Source organism: Streptomyces longispororuber (assembly GCF_014656095.1).
Lineage (GTDB): Bacteria > Actinomycetota > Actinomycetes > Streptomycetales > Streptomycetaceae > Streptomyces > Streptomyces longispororuber.
The window spans coordinates 1-20,430 of sequence record NZ_BNBT01000060.1 but is presented as its reverse complement, the minus strand read 5'-3'; the positions used below and the strand labels follow the sequence as shown (position 1 = coordinate 20,430).

Annotated in this window: 18 protein-coding genes and 1 pseudogene; 15 read left to right on the top strand and 4 right to left on the bottom strand. The window is 75.2% G+C overall.

The window, feature by feature from the left end; all coding sequences use genetic code 11:
• The first annotated feature begins 42 nt into the window (after nt 1–42).
• The 5 genes from IE330_RS19680 to IE330_RS19660 all read left to right on the top strand — a co-directional run bounded on the left by IE330_RS19680 (nt 43) and on the right by IE330_RS19660 (nt 5,133).
• Complete coding sequence (locus tag IE330_RS19680; protein ID WP_190137370.1) at nt 43–279, top strand: hypothetical protein; 237 nt, start codon at nt 43–45, stop codon at nt 277–279.
• An 8-nt stretch (nt 280–287) separates the two neighbouring features.
• Nucleotides 288–2,645: a 4-alpha-glucanotransferase gene (malQ, locus tag IE330_RS19675; RefSeq protein WP_190137369.1), complete on the top strand. Its 2,358-nt coding sequence runs from the start codon at nt 288–290 to the stop codon at nt 2,643–2,645.
• A gap of 48 nt (nt 2,646–2,693) precedes the next feature.
• Nucleotides 2,694–2,933, top strand: a complete 240-nt coding sequence (locus IE330_RS19670) for a hypothetical protein (protein ID WP_190137368.1) — start codon at nt 2,694–2,696, stop codon at nt 2,931–2,933.
• A 370-nt stretch (nt 2,934–3,303) separates the two neighbouring features.
• Entirely contained in the window at nt 3,304–4,194 is an 891-nt protein-coding gene (locus tag IE330_RS19665; protein ID WP_190137387.1) for a DMT family transporter, read from the top strand.
• Between the two features lie 48 nt (nt 4,195–4,242).
• Nucleotides 4,243–5,133 carry a LysR family transcriptional regulator gene (locus IE330_RS19660; RefSeq protein WP_190137367.1) on the top strand — a complete coding sequence of 297 codons (891 nt, stop codon included), beginning with the start codon at nt 4,243–4,245 and terminating at the stop codon, nt 5,131–5,133.
• Between the two features lie 405 nt (nt 5,134–5,538).
• Here the strand turns inward: IE330_RS19660 and pepN are convergent, their stop codons facing one another.
• Entirely contained in the window at nt 5,539–8,115 is a 2,577-nt protein-coding gene (gene pepN / locus IE330_RS19655) for an aminopeptidase N (protein ID WP_190137366.1), read from the bottom strand.
• 190 nt (nt 8,116–8,305) lie between these two features.
• On the opposite strand from pepN, the gene IE330_RS19650 reads away from it, so the two are divergent.
• The 5 genes from IE330_RS19650 (at nt 8,306) to IE330_RS19630 (ending at nt 13,216) form a co-directional block, all read left to right on the top strand.
• The gene (locus IE330_RS19650) at nt 8,306–9,316 is read left to right on the top strand and encodes an ABC transporter substrate-binding protein (RefSeq protein ID WP_190137365.1); all 1,011 of its coding nucleotides are present in this window, start codon (nt 8,306–8,308) and stop codon (nt 9,314–9,316) included.
• Between the two features lie 24 nt (nt 9,317–9,340).
• On the top strand, nt 9,341–10,210 hold the full coding sequence (locus IE330_RS19645) for an ABC transporter permease (RefSeq protein ID WP_190137364.1): 870 nt from the start codon (nt 9,341–9,343) through the stop codon (nt 10,208–10,210).
• Nucleotides 10,210–10,971 (top strand): ABC transporter permease, encoded by a 762-nt coding sequence (locus IE330_RS19640; protein ID WP_190137363.1) that lies wholly within the window; start codon nt 10,210–10,212, stop codon nt 10,969–10,971. The genes IE330_RS19645 and IE330_RS19640 overlap by 1 nt, the downstream gene beginning before the upstream one ends.
• A gap of 149 nt (nt 10,972–11,120) precedes the next feature.
• On the top strand, nt 11,121–11,945 hold the full coding sequence (locus IE330_RS19635; RefSeq protein ID WP_190137362.1) for an ABC transporter ATP-binding protein: 825 nt from the start codon (nt 11,121–11,123) through the stop codon (nt 11,943–11,945).
• Entirely contained in the window at nt 11,942–13,216 is a 1,275-nt protein-coding gene (locus tag IE330_RS19630) for a flavin-dependent oxidoreductase (RefSeq protein WP_229925778.1), read from the top strand. The genes IE330_RS19635 and IE330_RS19630 overlap by 4 nt, the downstream gene beginning before the upstream one ends.
• A 569-nt stretch (nt 13,217–13,785) precedes the next feature.
• On the opposite strand, the gene IE330_RS19625 is transcribed toward IE330_RS19630, so the two are convergent.
• Nucleotides 13,786–14,964 carry an MFS transporter gene (locus IE330_RS19625; RefSeq protein WP_229925777.1) on the bottom strand — a complete coding sequence of 393 codons (1,179 nt, stop codon included), beginning with the start codon at nt 14,962–14,964 and terminating at the stop codon, nt 13,786–13,788.
• Between the two features lie 293 nt (nt 14,965–15,257).
• Here IE330_RS19625 and IE330_RS19620 point away from each other — a divergent pair, with 293 nt between their 5' ends.
• Nucleotides 15,258–16,145, top strand: a complete 888-nt coding sequence (locus tag IE330_RS19620; RefSeq protein WP_190137385.1) for a LysR family transcriptional regulator — start codon at nt 15,258–15,260, stop codon at nt 16,143–16,145.
• A 19-nt stretch (nt 16,146–16,164) separates the two neighbouring features.
• Here the strand turns inward: IE330_RS19620 and IE330_RS19615 are convergent, their stop codons facing one another.
• Nucleotides 16,165–16,698, bottom strand: a complete 534-nt coding sequence (locus IE330_RS19615) for a DUF1203 domain-containing protein (RefSeq protein WP_190137360.1) — start codon at nt 16,696–16,698, stop codon at nt 16,165–16,167.
• A 150-nt stretch (nt 16,699–16,848) separates the two neighbouring features.
• Here IE330_RS19615 and IE330_RS19610 point away from each other — a divergent pair, with 150 nt between their 5' ends.
• Nucleotides 16,849–17,433, top strand: coding sequence for a DUF2975 domain-containing protein (locus IE330_RS19610; protein ID WP_190137359.1), 585 nt, complete (start codon nt 16,849–16,851; stop codon nt 17,431–17,433).
• On the top strand, nt 17,433–17,690 hold the full coding sequence (locus IE330_RS19605) for a helix-turn-helix domain-containing protein (RefSeq protein ID WP_190137358.1): 258 nt from the start codon (nt 17,433–17,435) through the stop codon (nt 17,688–17,690). The genes IE330_RS19610 and IE330_RS19605 overlap by 1 nt, the downstream gene beginning before the upstream one ends.
• 483 nt (nt 17,691–18,173) lie before the next feature.
• On the opposite strand, the gene IE330_RS19600 is transcribed toward IE330_RS19605, so the two are convergent.
• On the bottom strand, nt 18,174–19,187 hold the full coding sequence (locus tag IE330_RS19600) for an aspartate-semialdehyde dehydrogenase (RefSeq protein WP_190137357.1): 1,014 nt from the start codon (nt 19,185–19,187) through the stop codon (nt 18,174–18,176).
• Between the two features lie 331 nt (nt 19,188–19,518).
• Between IE330_RS19600 and IE330_RS19595 the strand changes: the two genes are divergently transcribed.
• The gene (locus IE330_RS19595; protein WP_190137356.1) at nt 19,519–20,046 is read left to right on the top strand and encodes a sigma-70 family RNA polymerase sigma factor; all 528 of its coding nucleotides are present in this window, start codon (nt 19,519–19,521) and stop codon (nt 20,044–20,046) included.
• Nucleotides 20,043–20,430, top strand: a pseudogene (locus IE330_RS19590) (hypothetical protein); the annotation flags it as partial. The gene IE330_RS19595 and the pseudogene IE330_RS19590, both read left to right, overlap by 4 nt.

The window sequence follows — 20,430 nt, the reverse complement described above, 5'->3', positions numbered from 1 at the left end:
CCCACGCCCACCCGCGCCCACCCGCGAAACAAGGAGCGTTCCGTGCCCCCTTCGGCGAATCTTCTCCCGCCCGGCTTCCCCCGCGACGTCTCGCACCCCGACTCCGGCCTCGACGGCTCCTGCTCCTGCGGCTGCCTGGAGCCGCCGCTCACCAGCGAGCCCCCGCTGCCGGACGCCGCGCCGCTGACGAGTGAGCCGCCGCTGACCGACGCCGCGCCGCTGACCAGCGAGCCGACCTCCACGGGCGCGGCCGCGGGCCTGGACCCGGCCGTCGTCTAGGGGGCCGCGTGACCCTGGCCCGCCTCGCCGGCCTGTACGGCGTGGCCACGTCCTACTCGCCGTCGCCGGGCCGCACGGTCCCGGCCTCCGACGACGCGGTCGTCGCCGCCCTGGCCGCGCTCGACGTCGACGCGAGCACCCCCGACGCGGTCCGCGACGCCCTGGCCGCCCGTGAACGCGCCCTGCGCGAGCGGCTGTTGCCGCCGACGGTGGTCCTCTGGCAGGGCGACGACACCCAGGGCGACGACACTCCAAGCGGCACGGAGGACCGCCGGGGCCCCCTCGCGGACCTCCCGCCCCGCACCCGGATCGACCTGCGCACCGAGCAGCGCGAGACCCTCACCTGGCACGCCCCCGAGCCGCCCCCGCCCCTGCCCCTGGGCGCGCACCGACTGCGCGTCACCACCCCGGAGGGCACCACCGCCGAGGCGCACCTCGTCGTCGCCCCGCGCCGCGCACCGGGGCCGCGGGACCGGTCGTACGGGTTCCTGGTGCAGCTCTACTCCCTCCTCGGCGGACGCTCCTGGGGGATGGGCGACCTCGGTGACCTGGCGGAGCTCGCGACGTGGGCGGGGCGCGCGGTGGGGGCCGGGTTCATCCAGGTCAACCCCTTGCACGCCGCGGTGCCCGCGCCGCCGGGCGGCAGCAGCGACCCGTCCCCGTACCGGCCGTCGTCGCGGCGCTTCCCCGACCCCGTGCACCTCCGCGTGGAGGCCGTACCGGAGTTCGCGCACCTGCGGGGCGCCGACCGGGAGGCGGCGGGGGAGATCGCCGGGCGGGCCGACGCGCTGCGCCGCTCCGTCCTGGCGGAGGGGGCGCTGATCGACCGGGACGCCGTGTGGGAGCTGAAGTCGGCGGCCCTGGAGCTGGTCGCCCGGCTGCCGCTCGGGCCCGGCCGCTGCGCCGCGTACAGCGACTTCCTCGCCGAGCACGGCGAGGCCCTGGAGGCGCACGCCACCTGGTACGCCCTCGCCGAGCGGCACGGACCCGACTGGCACGCCTGGCCCGCGCCCCTGCGCGACCCGGCGAGCCGCGAGACGGCCCGCGCCCGCACCGAGCTGATGGACCGCGTCGACCTGTACGAGCGCCTCGCCTGGTACGTGGACGAGCAGCTCGCCACGGCCCAGCGGGCCGCGCGGGACGCCGGCATGGACATCGGCCTGGTGCACGACCTGGCCGTCGGCGTGCACCCGCACGGCGCCGACTCCTGGGCGCAGCGGCGCTACTTCGCGGCGCGCATGTCGGCGGGCGCGCCCCCGGACGCGTTCAACGCGCACGGCCAGGACTGGGGCCTGCCCCCGTGGCGGCCCGACCGGCTCGCCGAGTCCGGGTACGCGCCGTTCCGCGACCTGCTGCGCGCCACGCTGCGGCACGCGGGCGCCGTGCGCATCGACCACGTGATGGGCCTGTTCCGGCTGTGGTGGGTGCCGGAGGGCCGCCGCCCCACCGAGGGAACGTACGTCCGGTACGACGCCGAGGCGATGCTCGCCGTCCTCGTCCTGGAGGCCCACCGCGCCGGGGCCCTCGTGATCGGCGAGGACCTCGGCACGGTCGAACCGGGCGTACGGGAGGCGCTGCGCGAGCGCGGGATCCTCGGCACGTCCGTGCTGTGGTTCGAACGCGACTGGCACGGGGCGGCCTCCGGCCAGGGAGCGGACGAGGGCACCGAGCCGGAGACGGAGCCGGGCGGGAGCGCCGAGGCGGAAGGCGGTGCTGACGCGGAAGGCGGCGCTCAGACGGTCGTCGGCGCTGTCGCGGAAGTCGGAGCCGAGGCGCAAGCCGGCGCCGAGGCGGAGGACGGAGCCGAGGAGGAAGCGGGCGGTGGGGCGCGGGACGGGGGGCCGTTGCCGCCCGAGGCGTGGCGGGCGGACTGCCTCGCCACCGCCACCACCCACGACCTGCCGTCCACGGCGGCCCGCGTCACCGGCGAGCACGTCCGGCTCCGCCACGAGCTCGGCCTGCTGACCCGCCCCCTGGCCGCCGAGCGCGCCGAGGCCGACGCCGACGTCCGCGAGTGGCTGGCGCTGATCTCCCGGCTCGGGCTGCTCCCGGGCGGCGCGGGCAGCGAGGAGGACGAGGTCCGCGCGGTGCACCGGTTCCTGCTCGCGACCCCGGCCCGGCTGGTCGGCATCTGGCTGCCGGACACGGTCGGCGACCGCCGCCCGCAGAACGTGCCGGGCACCTGGGACCAGTACCCGAACTGGCGCCTGCCCATCGCCGACGCGAAGGGCCGCCCGGTGTCCCTGGAGGAGCTCACGGCGTCGCCACGGCTGCACGCGCTGCTCGACGTTTTCCGGGTTTCACGGGTCTCGCGGGTCTCGCGGGTCTCGCGGGCCGGGCGCCGGGGCGGGGGCGCCGCCCCCTGATGGCACCCCGGGCGCGCGGCCCGGGGAGCGGTTCGCTACGTTGGCATCGTGGACAAGAAGAATGCCCTGCGCGCCGGAGCCCTTGCCTCCGGAACGACGCTGATGATGCTGCTCATGTCGTCCCCCGCGTTCGCGCTCACCCGCGACGACGGCGACGACCCGGCGCCCAAGCTGAGCGTGGCGGAGACCCTCGGTCTCTACGTCGCGGCGCCGATCGTCCTCTTCCTGGTGATCGCGGGCCTGGTCATGGTGGGTGACAAGTCCCGCAAGCAGCAGAAGCAGGGCTGAGCCGCCCGCTGCTGACAACGCCGAGGGCGCCCCTCGGCGACGTACACGGTGAGACCTCGTCAGACGTCTCCCCGAAGGTGTACGCCGCCGAGGGGCGCCCTCGCGTGCGTACGCACCCGCGAAACGTTCAGCTCAGCTTCAAGGAACGCTCGAAAAGATTCGATGGACCTGAGCGGTGGGCCGGTGCGACGGTGGTCCGGCGAACGACGCACCCACCGCCCGCCTCCAGCGGGCAGAGAGGCAGGGGACACCCGTGGCGACCGCCCTGGACCGGACCACCGAGACGACCACCGGCGGCGCGGACCGCGCCCGGGGCGGCCCCGCCCGGCGCGCACCCGGCACCGGACTCGGGGCCAGGCTCGGCACCGGAATCGGCACCGGAATCGATACCGGCCTCGGCGCCGGGCTCGGGCTCGCGCTGGTCGCGACCGTCGTCTGGTCCGGCAGCTTCGTCACGTCCCGGGCCCTCGCCGACAGCGTGCCGCCCGTGCAGCACGCGTTCTGGCGCTGGATCATCGCCATCGCGGCGGTCGCACCCTTCGCGGCGCGCGCGACCTGGCGCCAACGGGCGCTCCTGCGCCGCCACATCGGCTACCTCCTGGGCGCCTCCCTGCTCGGCGTCACCGTCTACAACACCCTGGTGAACCAGGCGGGCGTGACCACCACCGCGGGCAACATGGGCATGATCATGGCCGCGTCACCGGTGCTGATGGCGGTGTACGAACGCCTCGGCGGGACCCGGCTCGGCGCGCGCCGCACCACGGGCATGGCGGTCGCCTGCGTTGGGGTGCTGCTCCTGGTCGGCAAGGGCTCGCTCGCGCTCGACTTCGCGGCGGGCGACCTGTGGATCATCGGCGGGGCGGTCGCCTTCGGCTCGTACAGCGCGCTGCTGCGGCGCAGGCCCCCGGAGATCGGGGGCCTGCCCTTCCTCTTCGCGACGTTCGTGCTCGGCGCGCTCATGCTGCTGCCCGCGTACGCCGTCAGCCTCGCGCTCCAAGGCGGGTTCAGCCCCACGCCCGGCACGGTGACGCCGCTCCTCTACGTGGGGGTGGTCTCCTCGGCGGTCGCCTTCTTCGCCTGGAACAAGGCGATCGCCCTGATCGGCGCGGCCCGCGCCGGAGTCGTCTACCACCTCCAGCCGGTGTGCGTGGCGCTGCTGTCCTTCGCCCTGCTCGGCGAGGGCATGGGGTGGCTCCAGGTCGGCTGCATGGGCCTCATCCTCGGCGGTGTGGTCCTCGGCTCGGCGGCCGGGCGGCGGTAGGCGCACGTGCCGCCGGGGGCGCGGCGGGCCCCCGGGTACGTTGGCGCCATGAGCGAGTGGGACATCAAGAAGCTGCGGATCCTGCGGGCGCTGCGGGACCTCGGCACGGTGACCGCGGCGGCGGGGTCGCTGAACATGACGCCGTCGGCGGTGTCCCAGCAACTGTCCAACCTCGCCCGGCAGCTCGGCGTGGAGCTCCTGGAGGCGCACGGGCGGCGGGTGCGGCTGACCGGCGCGGCGCACCTCGTGCTGCGGCACGCGGAGGCGGTGTTCGCGCAACTGGAGCGGGCCGACGCGGAGTTGGCGGCGTACGCGCAGGGGGAGGCGGGGGAGGTGCGGGTCGGGGCCTTCTCCACGGCGGTGCCCGCGCTCGTGGTGCCCGCGGTGCGGGCCCTGCGGGAGACGCACCCGGGGGTGTTCGTGCGGGTGCGGGAGGCGGAGGCCGCGCAGGCGTACGAGCTGCTGGCCGCGGGGGAGGTGGACCTGGCGCTGTCGCTGGCGGCGCGGGCCCCGGCCGGGGGCGACCCCCGGTTCACCCGGGTCACGCTGCTCGCGGACCCGCTGGACGTGGCCCTGCCGGCGGGGCACCCGCTGGCCCGCGAGCGGGGGCTGCGCCTGGCCGACCTCGCCGAGGAGCCGTGGATCTTCGGAGGGTCGGGGCCCTGGTCGGACATCACGCTGGCCGCGTGCGAGGCGGCGGGGTTCGTGCCCGAGCGGGCGCACAGCGCCGCCGGGTGGACGGCGATCCTGGCGATGGTGGAGGCGGGGATGGGGGTGGCGCTGGTGCCGCGGATGGCCTCCGGCGGGGGGCGGGGCGGGGTGGTGACGCGGGGCCTGGACGCGGACCGTCCCCACCGCCACGTGGTCGCCGCGACCCGCCGCGGAGCCGGGCCCGCGGTGGCCCACGTCCTTTCCGCCCTGCGGGCGGCGGCTCACTGAACCCCGGCCCCCTGCGAACAGCCGGGCGGCACCTGGGCGCTGTGCCCACCCGTCCCGCCCAGCGGGACGATTGCCCACAGCGGACAGGCCGGGCGGGCGAAGCCGGGTGGTCATGGGCGGGTGGGTGGGAAAGTCCGCCGCGGCAGCGGCGGGAACGGCCCACCCGCCCAGCGGGACGATTGCCCACAGCGGACAGGCTGGGCGGGCGAAGCCGGGTGGTCATGGGCGGGTGGGTGGGAAGCACCGCCGCGGCAGCGGCGGGAACGGCCCACTCACCTGGAGGGCGATTGCCCACAGCGGACAGGCTGGGCGGGCGAAGCCGGGTGGTCGTGGGCGGGTGGGTGGGAAGCACCGCCGCGGTAGCGGCGGAAGAGGCCCACCCACCCGCAGGGGGAAGCGGCGGCGTCAGCCCCGGTCGGCGGCCTGCGCCCGCAGGGCGCGTTCGACCCCGGCCCGGGCCTCGCCGACCAGCCGCCGAAGGGCCGGCGTCGGCGCAGCCGACGCGAGCCACGCGTCGGTGGCCTCCAGCGTCGCCGCGGACACCTGCACCGCCGGGTACAGCCCCACCGCGACCTGCTGCGCCATCTCGTGCGACCGCGACTCCCACACGTCCTTCACCGCGGCGAAGTACTTCTCGGTGTAGGGCGCGAGCAGCTCCCGCTGCTCGGTCTGGACGAAGCCCGAGATGACCGCCTCCTGCACGGCGTTGGGCAGCTTGTCGGACTCGACGACCGACGCCCAGGCCTCGGCCTTGGCCTCGGGGGTCGGCCGCGCGGCCCGCGCGGCGGCCGCGTGCCGCTCGCCCGCCGCCGTGCGGTCGCGCTCGTACTCGGCGGCGATCTCCGCCTCGTCGTAGCGGCCGACCGCCGCGAGGCGCCCGACGAGCGCCCAGCGCAGCTCCGTGTCCACGGCCAGGCCCTCGATGGTCCGGGTGCCCTCCAGGAGGGCCTCCAGGAGGTCGAGCTGCTCCGGCGTACGGGCCGCCGCGGCGAACGCCCGCGCCCAGGCGAGCTGGTGGTCGCTGCCCGGCTCGGCCGTGCGCAGGTGGGCCAGCGTGGCCTCGGACCACTGCGCGAGGAGCGCGTCCCGGCGGGCCGGGTCGGCGTACAGGTCGAGGGCGAGCTTCACCTGGCGGTGCAGGGACTGCACGACGCCGATGTCGGACTCCTTGGCGATGCCGGACAGCACGAGCGCCAGGTACTCCCGCGTCGGCAGCTCCGCGTCGCGGGTCATGTCCCAGGCCGACGCCCAGCACAGCGCCCGCGGCAGCGACTCCTCGAAGTCGCCCAGGTGCGCGGTGACGAAGGCCAGGGACTCGGCGTCCAGGCGGACCTTCGCGTACGACAGGTCGTCGTCGTTGAGCAGGATCACCGCCGGGCGGGCCCGGCCCACCAGCGCCTCGACGGCCGTCAGCTCGCCGTCGACGTCCAGCTCGACCCGGTCGGTGCGCACCAGCTTGCCGGTGGCGGCGTCGAGGTCGTACAGGCCGATGGCGATGCGGTGCGGCCGCAGCGTCGGCTCACCCGTGGCGCCCGTGGGCAGCGCCGGGGCCTCCTGCTTCACGGCGAAGGACGTGATGACGCCGGCCGCGTCGACGTCCACCACCGGGCGCAGCACGTTGATGCCCGCCGTGCGCAGCCACTTCTCCGCCCAGGTGCCGAGGTCCCGGCCGCTGGTCTCCTCAAGCGCGCCGAGCAGGTCGCTCAGGCGCGTGTTGCCGAAGGCGTGCCGCTTGAAGTAGGCCTGCACCCCGCTGAAGAAGGCGTCCATGCCGACGTACGCCACGAGCTGCTTGAGCACGCTCGCGCCCTTGGCGTAGGTGATGCCGTCGAAGTTGACGAGCACGTCGTCCAGGTCGCGGATGTCCGCCATGATCGGGTGCGTGGACGGCAACTGGTCCTGCCGGTACGCCCAGGTCTTCATGGAGTTGGCGAACGTCGTCCAGGAGTGCGGCCAGCGCGAGCCGGGCGCGTACGCCTGGCAGGCGATGGAGGTGTAGGTGGCGAACGACTCGTTCAGCCACAGGTCGTTCCACCACTCCATCGTCACCAGGTCGCCGAACCACATGTGGGCCAGCTCGTGCAGGATGGTCTCGGCGCGCACCTCGTACGCCGCGTCCGTCACCTTCGACCGGAAGACGTACTGGTCGCGGATGGTCACCGCGCCCGCGTTCTCCATCGCGCCCGCGTTGAACTCCGGCACGAAGAGCTGGTCGTACTTCGCGAAGGGGTACGCGTAGTCGAACTTCTCCTGGAACCAGTCGAAGCCCTGCCGCGTGACCTCGAAGATCGCGTCGGCGTCGAGGTACTCGGCGAGCGAGGGACGGCAGTAGATGCCGAGCGGCACGCTCTGCCCGTCCTTCTCGTACGAGGAGTGCACCGCGTGGTACGGGCCGACGATCAGGGCGGTGACGTACGTGGAGATGCGCGGCGTCGGCGCGAAGACCCACACGTCGCCCCCCGGGCCCGAGGGCTCCGGCGTGGGCGAGTTGGAGATCACCGTCCAGCCGCTCGGCGCCTTCACGGTGAACTGGAACGTCGCCTTCAGGTCCGGCTGCTCGAACGAGGCGAAGACGCGGCGCGCGTCCGGCACCTCGAACTGCGTGTACAGGTACGCCTGCTGGTCCACCGGGTCGACGAAGCGGTGCAGGCCCTCGCCGCTGTTGGTGTACTCGCAGTCGGCGACGACCCGCAGCTCGTTGCGGCCCTCGCGCAGGTGCCGCAGGGCGATGCGCGCGTCGCGGAAGACCGCGGCGACCTCCAGCGCGTGGCCGTTCAGGACCACCTCGTGGACGGCGGGGGCGACCAGGTCGACGAACGTCTCGGCGTCCGCCTCGGCGCTGTCGAAGCGCACGGTGGTCACCGACCGGAACGTGCCGCCCTCCTGCGCTCCGGAGAGGTCGAGATCGATCTCGTACGAGTCAACGGTGAGCAGCTTCGCCCGCTGCTGCGCCTCTTCGCGGGTCAGATTGGTGCCGGGCACGCGTCATCTCCTCGGTGCGACTTGCGACGTTTCCGTGATGTGTCCCGCCATCCTTCCATGCGGGACCACGGCGTGCCCGGGGCCCATTGTCCCCGGCCCGCCCTGCGGCTAGCATCCGCGCGTCGGCACAGGCCCGGGGCGCCGCACGGGCGGTCCGGGCGGTGGCGGGGACGGGCGGAAGCGGGTGTATATGGCACGGGGAGCACGGGGCCGGTTACGGGGGTCGCCCCCGCGGACGGTGCTGCCCGTCCTGGCCCTGCTGGCGGCCACCACGACCGGCTGCGGCGGCTCCGGCGACGGCGCCGACGGGGGCGGCGCGGACGGCCGGGGCCCGGAGAAGACGCGGATCACCGTCGGCACCATGCCCGTCGCCGACACCGCGCCGCTCCAGCTCGCGATGGACAAGGGCTTCTTCAAGGCCGAGGGGCTCACCGTCCGCACGACGACGCTCAGCGGTGGCGCCGAGTCGGTGAACCGGCTGCGCGCGGGCGCCCTCGACATCTCCTTCGGCAACTACGTCTCCTACTTCCTCGCGCACGCCAACAAGGCGGTGGACGTGCGGTTCGTCTCCGACGCCTTCGCCTCCGCGCCCCGCACCCACGCGGTCCTCGTCCCCAAGGACTCGCCGGCGCGGACGCTGAAGGACCTGGACGGCAAGAAGATCGGCGTCAACACGAAGCGGAACATCAGCGCCCTGCTCGTGCAGAAGGCGGGCAAGGCGGAGGGCGTCACCTTCGACGACGGCGACTTCGCCGAGGTGGACATGCCCGCCATGGAGACCGCCCTGACGTCGGGGAGCGTCGACGCCGTGCAGGCCGTCGAGCCGTTCGTCAGCGCGATCGAGGAGTCCGGCGCCGGCCGCGTCGTCGCCGACCTCGGCAGGCCGCCGACCGCGGGCTTCCCGATCGCCGGGTACGCCACGACGGCGGCCTTCGCGAAGAAGCACCCGCAGACCGTGGCGGCCTTCCAGCGGGCCATGGCCCGCGCCCAGAAGCAGGCGGCCCGCCGCGCGACGGTCGTGCGCACGCTCCCCGACTACACCCGCATCACCCCCGAGCAGGCGGACCGGCTCAGCCTCGGCGGCTACCCCGTCGCCCTGGACCCGGCCCGGCTGCGCCGCGTGGTGCAGCTCATGCGGGAGTTCGGCTACCTGGAACGGAACGTCGACGTGGAGCCGCTGCTGGTGCGGCCGGGCCCGTGACCGAGGGGGAGTGAGGGCGGTGCGGTGACGGGGCCGGCGCGCGCCGGGGCGGGTCCGGGGCCGGAGCCCCGGGCGCCCGCGCGCGCCCTCCTGCGCCCCGGCGCGCTGGTCTCCCGCCGCTGGGGGCGCGCCCTGCTCGGGGCGCTCGGCGCCGGCGGGGCGGTGCTGGTCCTGGAACTCCTCGCCCGCGGCGGAGCCGTCGACGACGACGCCCTGCCGCCCGCCACCTCCGTGCTGGCCCGCGCCGCCGGGATGGCCGTCGACGACGGCTTCCTCGGCCACCTCGGCACCACCGTCTCCGCCTGGCTCGGCGGGCTCGCGCTCGCCGTCGCCCTCGCCGTCCCTGCCGGGCTGCTGCTCGGCTCGCTGCCGTGGCTGGACCGGGCGGGCCTCGCCGTCGTCGAACTGGCCCGGCCCGTGCCGTCCGTCGCGCTGATCCCGCTGGCGATCCTGGTGTTCGCCGAGCCGGTCCGCGTCGAGCGGTCCCTCGTCTGCTACGCCGCGCTGTGGCCGATCCTCCTCAACACGCTGTACGGGCTGCGCGACGTCGACCCCGTCGCCAAGGAGACCCTGCGCGCCTTCGGCTTCGGGGCGCCGGCCGTGCTCGTCCGGGTGTCGCTGCCGAGCGCGGGCCCCTTCGTGCTCACCGGGGTGCGGATCGCCGCGTCCGTGGGGCTGATCGTGGCCGTCAGCGCGGAGCTGCGGGCCGGGGGCGACTCCGGGCTCGGCGTGTATCTGCTCCAGACGCAGTCCGGCGGCGGGCGGCCGGACCTGATGGTGGCGGGCGCCGTCTGGGCCGGGGCCCTGGGCACGGCCGCGAACGCGGTGCTCGTGGGGGCCGGGCGGCTCGCCTTCCCGCACAGCGCCCGCGCGGCCGCGGGACGGGGCGGGTGATGGCCGCCCGCGCCGTACGGTTCCTGCTGCTGCGGGGCTGGCTGCTCGCCGTGCTCGTCGTCGCCTGGGAGGTGGCCGCGCGGCGGGCGGAGGACATCTACTTCCCGCCGCCCGGCCGGATCGTGCGCACCCTGCTCGACGACCCCGCCCTCGACGCCCTCGCGCCCAGCCTCGGCCGGCTGCTGCTCGGCTGGGCGCTCGCGGGCGCCGTGGGCATCGCCGTCGGCGTGGGCATCGGCCTGTCGCGGGTGGCGTACCACGTCCTCGACCCGGTGCTCCAGTTCGGCCGTGCGGTGCCGCCGCCCACGCTCATCCCGCTGTTCATGGTCGTCTTCGGGCTCGGCACCTCGATGCAGCTCGCGACCATCGTCTTCGGCGTCGTCTGGCCCGTGCTGCTCAACACCGCCGACGGCGTGCGGTCCGTGGAGCCGGTGCAGCTCGACACGGCCCGCGCCTTCGGCATCGGCGGGGCGGCCCGGCTGCGGTACGTCGTGCTGCCCGCCGCCGCGCCGAAGATCTTCGCGGGGCTGCGCGTGGCGCTCGGCTTCGCGCTGATCCTCATGGTCATCGCCGAGCTGATGGGGTCGGGCGACGGCATCGGCGCCCGGCTCAACGCGGCCGAGCGGGAGTTCCGCCCCGACCGGCTGTGGGCGGGCATCCTGCTGCTCGGCGCCGTCGGCTGCGTACTCAACGGACTCTTCCTGCTCGTGGAGCGGACGGTACTCGCCTGGCACCGGGGCGCCCGGCGCACACGGACCTAGGGCGCGGGGGCGCCCGCCGTTCCCCCGCACCACCGGTTCACCCGGAGCGGCGGGAACGCCTGGAGCACGGGAGCACTCAATGCACATAGACCACGCGCTAGTTGGCACCGGCGGGCCGTCGGTGCCGAGGGCACAGGGGGACACAGGGCATGTTGGACATCACGGGGCTCAGTCACCGCTACGACGACGGGCACCAGGCCGTCGACGACATCGAACTCAGTGTCGAGGGCGGCGAACTGGTCAGCATCGTCGGCCCGTCCGGCTGCGGCAAGTCCACGCTGCTGCGGTGCGTGGCGGGCCTGCAGCGGCCCAGCGCGGGCCGGATCACCGTCGGGGGACGGGCCGTGGAGGGAGCGGTGCCGCCCAACCTGGCCGTCGTCTTCCAGGACTACACCCGCTCCCTCTTCCCGTGGCTGACCGTCCGCGACAACGTCGCGCTGCCGCTGCGCCGCCACGGCCTCGGCCGCGCCGAGCGGCGCGCCCGCGCGGCCAAGGCCCTCGCGCAGGTCGGCCTCGACGGCACGGGGAGCCGCTACCCGTGGCAGCTCTCCGGCGGCATGCAGCAGCGGGTCGCCCTGGCCCGCGCGCTCGCCTACCGGCCGTCGCTGCTGCTGATGGACGAGCCGTTCGGCTCGGTGGACGCGCAGACCCGGGAGGACCTGGAGGACCTGCTCCTGGCCGTACGGGGCGGCCCTGCGGGGGAGGGCGGCCCTGCGGGGGAGGGCGGCCCCGCGGGGGAGGGCGGCACGGCGAAACGGCCGCCGGGGCGCATGACCATCCTCCTGGTCACCCATGACATCGACGAGAGCGTGTACGTCGGGGACCGCGTCGTCGTCCTCACCGGCGCCCCCGGCCGCGTCCACAGCGACCTGCGGGTGGACCTGCCCGCGCCGCGCGACCGGGTCGCCACCCGGGGCCTGCCGGAGTTCGTCCGGCTGCGGGCCGAGGTCGGGCGGGCGGTGCGGCGGCCATGACCGTGGACGTACTGGTCGCGGGGGCGGGCATCGGCGGGCTCACCGCCGCGCTGAGCCTGCACGCGGCGGGCATCGAGGTCCGCGTCGTCGACTCCGTCGACGCGCTGCGGCCCGTCGGCGTCGGCATCAACCTCCTCCCGCACGCGGTGCGGGAGCTGACCGAGCTGGGCCTCGGCGACGCGCTCGCCGCGACCGGCGTACAGACCGCCGAGATGGTCCACTACGACCGGCACGGCAACCGCATCTGGGGCGAGCCGCGCGGCCGCGCGCTCGGCTACCACTGGCCGCAGTACTCCATCCACCGCGGCGAACTCCAGATGCTGCTGCTCGACGCGGTGCGGCGGCGGCTCGGGGAGCGGGCCGTGGTCACCGGTACGGCGTTCGTCCGCTTCCTGGAGGACGGCAGGGCCCTGCGGGTGGTGCTGCGGGACATGGCGCGGGGCCGCGAGCACGCCGTGCGGGTGCGGGCGCTCGTCGGCGCGGACGGCCTCTACTCCAGCGTCCGCGCCCGCCTCCACCCCGGCGAGGGGCCGCCGCTGTGGAACGGCATCCGCATGTGGCGCGGGGTGACGGAGTGGCACCCGGTCCTCGGTGGCCGCACGGTCGCCGTGGCGGGCAGCAACGCCCAGGCCAAGCTGGTCGTCTACCCGATCTCCCGGGAGGCCGAGCTGCGGGGGCGCGCCCTGCTCAACTGGGTGGCCGAGGTGCGGTTCCCGCCGGAGCCCGGCAGCGGTCCCGGCTCCGCCGACTGGAACCGGGGCGGGCGCCTCTCCGACGTCCTGCCCCACTACGCGGGCTGGCGCGTCGGCGACCTGGACGTGCCCGCGCTCTTCGCGGCGACCCGCCGCATCCTGGAGTACCCCATGGTCGACCGCGAGCCGCTGCCGTGGTGGGGCAAGGGCCCGGTCACCCTCCTCGGCGACGCCGCGCACCCCATGTACCCCGTGGGGTCCAACGGCGGCTCCCAGGCCGTCCTGGACGCCCGCGTCCTGGCCCGCTGCCTGGCCCGGGCCGACCCCGACCGCGTCGCGGGGCTGCGCGCCTACGAGGAGGTACGCCGCGAGGCCACCACGGCCCTGGTCCTGGCCAACCGCCGCATGCCCGCCGACCGCTACCTGGCCGCCGTGGCCGAGCGGGCGCCGGACGGGTTCGCGCGGGTGGAGGACGTGCTGACGGCGGAGGAGCTGGGGGAGTTGCGGGACGCGTACCGGTGGACCACCGGCACGGACGTCACCGAGCTCAACACGAGGCCCTCCTGGAGCGTCCCCTGACCCCGTGCTGAGCCTGGCCGTGGCTTTGGGGGGCGTGCTTTTGAGCCTGGCCGCGGCTTCGGGCCTGCTGCAGCGTGGCCTGTACGCAGGGCACGGTGCCCCCTGCGGGTCTGCTCCCACCCACCCGCCCCGTACGCAGGCGCGCGCCCGCAGGCCTGCCCCTGAGCCCATCCGGTACCCGCGGGCCTGCTCCCACCCGCCCGCCCACCCACCCGGCGCGCGGCGCCCACCGCGGGCTCACCCACACCCGCCCCGCACCCAGGGCGCAGTGCCCCCCCCACGGGTCTGCTCCCACCCACCCGCCCCCGACCCAGTGGCGGTAGCCGTCTCCGCCGTCGGAGCAACCGGCCCGACGGGGTGACGGCCAGCGCCGTGCCGGGAGCCCCTCCGACGGGCGTAAGCCCCAATCCACGCGGGACCCCGCCTAGTTGGCCGTACACCGCAAGCCCTAACTCCCCCTTCGCCCCGCGTAATCCCCGGTGCGCGAGGCCTCGGCCGGGTCGGGGACGTGTCCGAGCTGATCGTCGCGGATCGGCGGGGTCCCGCGGGCCGGGGGTCGGAGCGCGTAGCTAGCGGGTGGGCCGGGCCGTTGCCACCACGGCCAGGGCCAGTGCGGCGAGGCCTCCGCCCAGCCAGAGGGCGTACGAGGTGCCGTACGCGTCGGCGACGCGGCCGCCGGCCAGGGCGCCCACGGCGATCGCCAGGTTGAAGATCCCGGCGAACAGCGCGGACGCGGCCTCGCGGGCCTCGGGCGCGGCGGCCATCACCCAGTTCTGCGAGGAGACGGAGACGCCCCCGTACGCGAGGCCCCAGGCGACGAGCAGGGCCACCGAGACCGGGAGCGAGGCGCCCGCGGGGACCAGGAGCAGGACGACGGCGGCGAGGGCCGCGGAGATGAACAGCAGCGCGCGGCGCGGGTCGCGGGCGGCGGAGGTGCCGCTCAGGAAGTTCCCCGCGACGCCCGCCACGCCGTAGCACAGCAGGAGCGTGCTGATCAGGCCCGCGCCGACGTCCGGCACCCGCTCCAGGACCGGGCGGACATAGGTGTAGGCGGCGAAGTGGCCGACGACGAGGAGCGCCACGGCGACCAGGCCGGTGCGCAGCCGGGGCAGCCGGAGGAGGCCGGGGAAGGTCCCGAGGCGCACCGGCTCGCTCGGCGGCAGCGGCGGCAGTACGGCGGCGAGCAGCGCGGCGACGGCGATGCCGAGTCCGGCCACCGCGCCGAAGGCCCACCGCCAGCCCGCGAGTTCGCCGAGGAACGTGCCCGCGGGCACGCCGAGCACGGACGCCACGGCTATGCCGCTGAAGACCACGGAGGTGGCCCGGCCGACGGCCTCGGCCCGCACCAGGCGCACCGCCAGCGAGGCCGCCACGGCCCAGACGCCGCCGATGCACAGGCCGACGACGAGCCGCGCGGCCAGCAGCACCGCGAAGGAGGGCGCGAGCGCGGAGAGCAGGTTCGCGGCGCCGAGCAGCAGCATCAGCCCGCACAGGACGGTCCGGCGGTCCGTCCCGCGCACCGCGACGGGCAGCAGCAGCGCGGCGAGCGCCGCGACCACACCCGGCAGGGTGACGGTGAGCCCCGCGGTCCCGGCGGAGACGCCGAGCCCCGAGGCGAGCGAGGTGAGCAGGCCGACGGGCAGCATCTCCGTGGTGACGACGGAGAACGTGGCGGCGGCGAGGGCGACGACGGACAGCGGCACCGACCGCTGTCGCGCGTCCACGTGGGGAGGGGACAGGGTTTCCATGGGCGTTTCCATGGCACAAGCGAACGCCCGCCCCCCGACCGGGAACAACGCCGAAGATCTCATCCTTGAATGAGCGGGACTCATCGATCCGGATCACGTCGATCCGGATCACGTCGATCCGGATCACGTCGATCCGGGTCACGTCGAGCAGACCCGCGTCGATCCGGGCCACGTCGACCTGGGGCGCGTCGGGCAGACCCGCATCGACCCGGGTCGCGTCGACCCGGGGCGGAGTGTTCCGTGGGGCGGAGAGTTCCGTGGCGTGGACAGTCGAGGGCGGGAGCGGCGGGAATATGGGCGGGGTGGAGATACGGGAGCTGGAGTGCTTTCTCGCGCTGGCCGAGGAGCTGCACTTCGGGCGGGCCGGCGAGCGGCTGTACGTCTCCCAGAGCCGGGTGAGCCAGCTACTCGCCGCGCTGGAACAGCGGATCGGCGCTCGGCTCGTGGAGCGTACTAGCCGCCGGGTCCGGCTGACCCCCCTCGGGGAGCGTTTCCGTGCGGAACTACGTCCGGCGTACGACGAGTTGGCCGCCGTGGTGGACCGCGCGAAGGGCGCGGCGCGCGGGGTGGAGGGGCGGCTGCGCATCGGGTTCCAGGGGACGGCGGACGCGCGGCTCATGGAGGCCATCACCACGTTCCAGAAGCGGCACCCGGCGTGCGTCACGGAGATCGCGGAGGTGCCCTTCGCCGACCCCTTCGGGGCGGTGCGCGCGGGCGACGTGGACGCGGCGATCGTGCTGCTCCCGGTGGCCGAGCCGGACCTCGTCCTCGGCCCGCTGTTCTCCCGGGAGCCGCAGACGGTCGCCGTGTCCGTACGCCATCCCTTCGCGAAGCGCGCGGCGGTCGGCGCGGCCGAGCTGCGGGAGGTGCCGCTCGTCGCGGCGGCGGCGCCCGCCCCCGCCTACTGGCGCGAGGCGCACGCCCCCTCGCCCGTGCCCGCCCCGGCCGTGCGCACCCTCCAGGAGGGCCTCACGCTGGTGGCGGCCGGCCGGGGCGCGATGCTGCTGTGCCGGCCGACGGCCTCGTACCACGGCCGCGAGGACGTCGTCTTCGTACCGGTGCGCGGCCTGCCGGACTCGGTCCTCGGGACGGTCTGGCACCGGGACGGGGAGACGGAGCGGGTACGGGCCTTCGCGCGGGCGGTGGCGGACGCCACGGCCGTGGCCGACGCGGCGGCCTGACGGCCCGCACCCGGCTCGGTCACGCGCCCTCGGGGCGGTACACCACGAAGTGGAAGCAGCCGTACTCCACGGCGCGCACGTGCACCTGGCCGACCCCGGGGTCGGCGAAGGCCTCCGCAAGGGCCGCGTCGAAGCCCGCCGTGGTGTCCTCGGGGATCTCCAGGAGCCGGCCGCCGACGATGCGGCCCCGGGCGTCGTAGCGGCGCAGGGTGCGCAGGGCCCCGGGGCGGGCGAAGGGGTACGTGGCGCCGGCCGCCTCGGCGGGGCCGTCGCAGGGGTCCGCGTGGATGAACACGGGGCCCTGCTCGTCGTAGGCGCCCGGGCGCGCTCCGGTCGCCGCCGCCCAGCGGCGCAGCGGCGCGTACGAGACCAGGGCGACGCGCTCGCCCGGACGGACCGGGCGGAGGCAGCAGCGGAGCGGGTCGCCGCCCTCCTCGTCCACGAACGGCTCGCAGGCGCGGCCCGCGTCGTCCGTGTCGCGGAGCTCCTTGAGGACGGCGGGGTGGATGGGGCGGGGGACATAGGCAGTGACTGCCGTGGTCGCAGTGGTCATAGGGCCACTTTTCCGAGGAACCCGCCCCCGGGCTGGCGGTTTCCCGACGTCGACCTCCGCCCCGCCCCCGTTGCCTGTTGACCCCGTCCTATCGAATAACGATATGCTCCTCGCGCTCCATGCATATCGAAAATCGATAGGACGTAGACGATGAACACGCGACTCACGAGGGCCCTGGCCTCGGTGACCTTGGTGCTGGCGGCGCTGCTCGGGCTGGCCTTCGTCGGCACGGGGATCACGCACATGGCCGACGACGGGGCCGTCTGTGTGGAGACCGGCTTCTGGCGCAACGCCTCGCTGGAGGGCGGCCTGCCGGTCGGCAAGGGCGTCGAGGCGGCCAGCAGCGCCGCGCGCCTCTGCCAGGACAGCCCCTCGGTGGGGCAGCGCGCCGCCGACCTCGGGGGGCAACTGCCGTGGCTGCTGTTCGGCTCCCTGGCCCTGCTGCTCTTCTCCCGGCTGCTGGACGCCGTGGTGCGGCAGGGGCCGTTCACCGAGGCCGTGGCGCGACGGCTGACCGTCCTGGGCTGGTTCGTCGCGGCGGGCACGGTCCTCACCGGCCTCGTCGCAGGGTGGTCGCACTCCTGGCTCGTCGGGAGCATGGCGCCGATCGTGGGCTCCGGGCCGACGGTCGACGGGTCGATGATGCCCGTCCTCGCCGGCCTCGCCGCGGTGGTGATGGGGAAGATCATGCGTGAGGGCGTACGCATGCGGGAGGACCTCGAAGGGACCATCTGATGCCCGAAGAGGAAGTCCACGGGATCCGCGTCCACCTCGACCGGCTCCTGGCCGAGCGCGGCATGACGCTGACCGAACTGTCCGCCCAGGTGGGCATCACCGTCGTCAACCTGTCCATCCTCAAGAACGGCCGCGCCAAGGCCATCCGCTTCTCGACCCTGTCCCGCATCTGCGAGGCCCTGCACTGCCAGCCGGGCGACCTGATCACCCACGACCCTCCTGAGCCGGGGGCAGGCACAAGCCCACCCGACGCTTGAACACGAGCACGCGAAGCGGGGAATTCAGCCCGTCCGGCGTTTGAGGACGAGCCGCGAAGCGGCGTCAAGGGCCGCACGGGAGGGTGGCCGCGCCGCGAAATCGCCCCCGCCCACCCGCACCTGGAAAGGCACAAGCGGGAAGAATTCAGCCCGTCCGGCGTTTGAGGACGAGCCGCGAAGCGGCGTTAAGAGCCGCACGGGAGGGTGGCCGCGCCGCGGAATCGCCCCCGCCCACCTGGAAAGGCGCAAGCGGGAAGAATTCAGCCCGTCCGGCGCTTGAGGACGAGCCGCGAAGCGGCGTCAAGGGCCGCACGGGAGCGTGGCCGCGCCGCGAAATCGCCCCCGCCCGCCCGCGCCTGGAAAGGCACGAGCGGGCGGAGGGGGGAATGCAGCCCGTCCGGCGTTTGAGGACGAGCCGCGGAGCGGCGATGAGGGCGGGCGGGGGCCAGGCCCCCGCCCCGGGGACCGCTCGCCCGGCCGGCCTCAGGCCAAGGCCTTGGCCACCAGCTCAGCGATCTGCACAGCGTTCAGCGCAGCGCCCTTGCGCAGGTTGTCCCCGGAGACGAAGAGGGAGAGCCCGTTCTCGACGGTCTCGTCGCGGCGGATCCGCCCGACGAAGGACTCGTCGCGCCCGGCGGCCACCAGCGGCGTCGGCACGTCCGTGACGACGACGCCCGGCGCGCCGGAGAGCAGCTCCAGGGCCCGCTCGGGGCTGATCGGCCGCTCGAAGCGGGCGTTGATCTGGAGGGAGTGCCCGGTGAAGACGGGCACGCGCACACAGGTGCCGGCGACCTTCAGGCCGGGGATCTCCAGGATCTTGCGGGACTCGTGCCGGAGCTTCTGCTCCTCGTCGGTCTCGTTCAGCCCGTCGTCGACGACGGACCCCGCCATCGGCAGCACGTTGTACGCGATGGGCGCGACGTACTTGTCCGGCGCCGGGAACTCCACGGCCGAGCCGTCGTGGGTCAGCTTCGGGGCGTCCGCGCCGACCTTCTCGATCTGCCCGAAGAGCTCCTCGACCCCGGCGAGACCCGAACCGGACACCGCCTGGTACGTGGCGACGACCAGGGAGGTCAGCCCGGCCTCCGCGTGCAGCGGCTTCAGGACGGGCATCGCGGCCATGGTCGTGCAGTTCGGGTTGGCGATGATGCCCTTGGGGCGGTCGGCCACCGCGTGCGGGTTCACCTCGGAGACGACGAGCGGCACCTCGGGGTGGCGGCGCCAGGCCGAGGAGTTGTCGATCACCACGGCGCCCTGCGCGGCGACCTTCTCCGCCAGGGCCTTGGAGGTGGAGCCGCCCGCCGAGAACAGCACGATGTCCAGGCCCGTGTAGTCGGCCGCCGAGGCGTCCTCGACGGTCACGCCGTCGATCACCGTCCCGGCCGAGCGGGCCGAGGCGAACAGGCGCAGCTCGTCGACCGGGAAGTCCCGCTCGACCAGGATCTTGCGCATGACCGTGCCGACCTGACCGGTGGCTCCGACGATTCCGACCTTCACGGCGACTCCCTGTGTCCGTCCTCGGCTGGCTTTCAGCCTCCCCATGATGCGCGGGACCCGGGGGCGCCTGTCCAATTCGATACGTGCTCGACCAGGCCGGGACAGCGCCCGTGACCAGCAGATGAGACGCCGGGCGCGGCCCCGGCCGGGCCGCCTCCCCGGCATACGGCGGTTTTCGGCCTTCCGCACGGCCACGGCGCGTGAGCATCGTCTCGGTTTCGGCACCGGTGTGACGTACGCCTCTTCGGCGCGGGAGGAGGTCCGATCCCGCTCCCGGCGAACGTTTCGGCGCGCTCCCGCGTCGTAGGGGAAACGCAGGAGGGGAGGGGCTTTGCTGCGCAGAAGACCGCGCCAGGGGGCGCGCGACGCGGCCGACCCGCTCGACCCGGCCCAGGAGGACCGGGTGCGGGCCGTCCTGTCGCTCGGCGGCGTGCCGTACGGCGACCTCCAGGACGGCGTCCAGCAGGTCAGGCTGCGGCTCCTGGAGCGGGCGGCGAAGGGGGAGGGGGCGCCGCGCGACGTGGCGGCCTGGGCGGCGGTCGTCGCCTCGAACTGGGCCATGGACTGGCACCGGGCGCGCCGCCGCCAGGAGCGCCTCGGCGAGCGGCTGGCCGCGCTGCGCCCCGAGCGGCCCGAGGAGGACGGCGCCGAGTCCCGCGTCCTGTCGCTGGCCGTGGCACAGGGCCTGGACGAACTGCCGGACAGCCAGCGGCAGGTCGTCGTCCTGCGGTTCTACGCCGACCTGCCGGTACGGGACATCGCCGCCGAGCTCGGCATCCCGGAGGGCACGGTCAAGAGCCGCCTCCACACGGCCGTACGGATGCTGCGCACGCGGCTGCACGAGGGAGAGGTGGTGTGACCGTGGCGCACGACGACCGGCATGGCCCGTACGACCCGCACGACCCGTACGACGGGGAGGACCGGCCCGGCACACCCGGCACACCCGGCCCGCCCGGTGCGCCCGGCGGCCCCGCCGACCGGCACGACACCGACGGCACCGACTACGCCGACGGCACCGACTACGCCGACGGCACCGACTACGCCGACGGCACCGACTACGCCGACGACGCGCTGATGCTGGCGCTGACCGGCGCCCCCGTGCCCCCGTCCGCGCGCGGCGACGAGCGGTTCCTGGCCGAGCACGCGGTGGCCGTCGCCGACGTGGCGGCGCTGCGGGACCACCTGCGCACCGTGGGCGAGGTGCTGGCGCGCGGCCCCGGCGACACCGCCCCGCCGCCCCGCC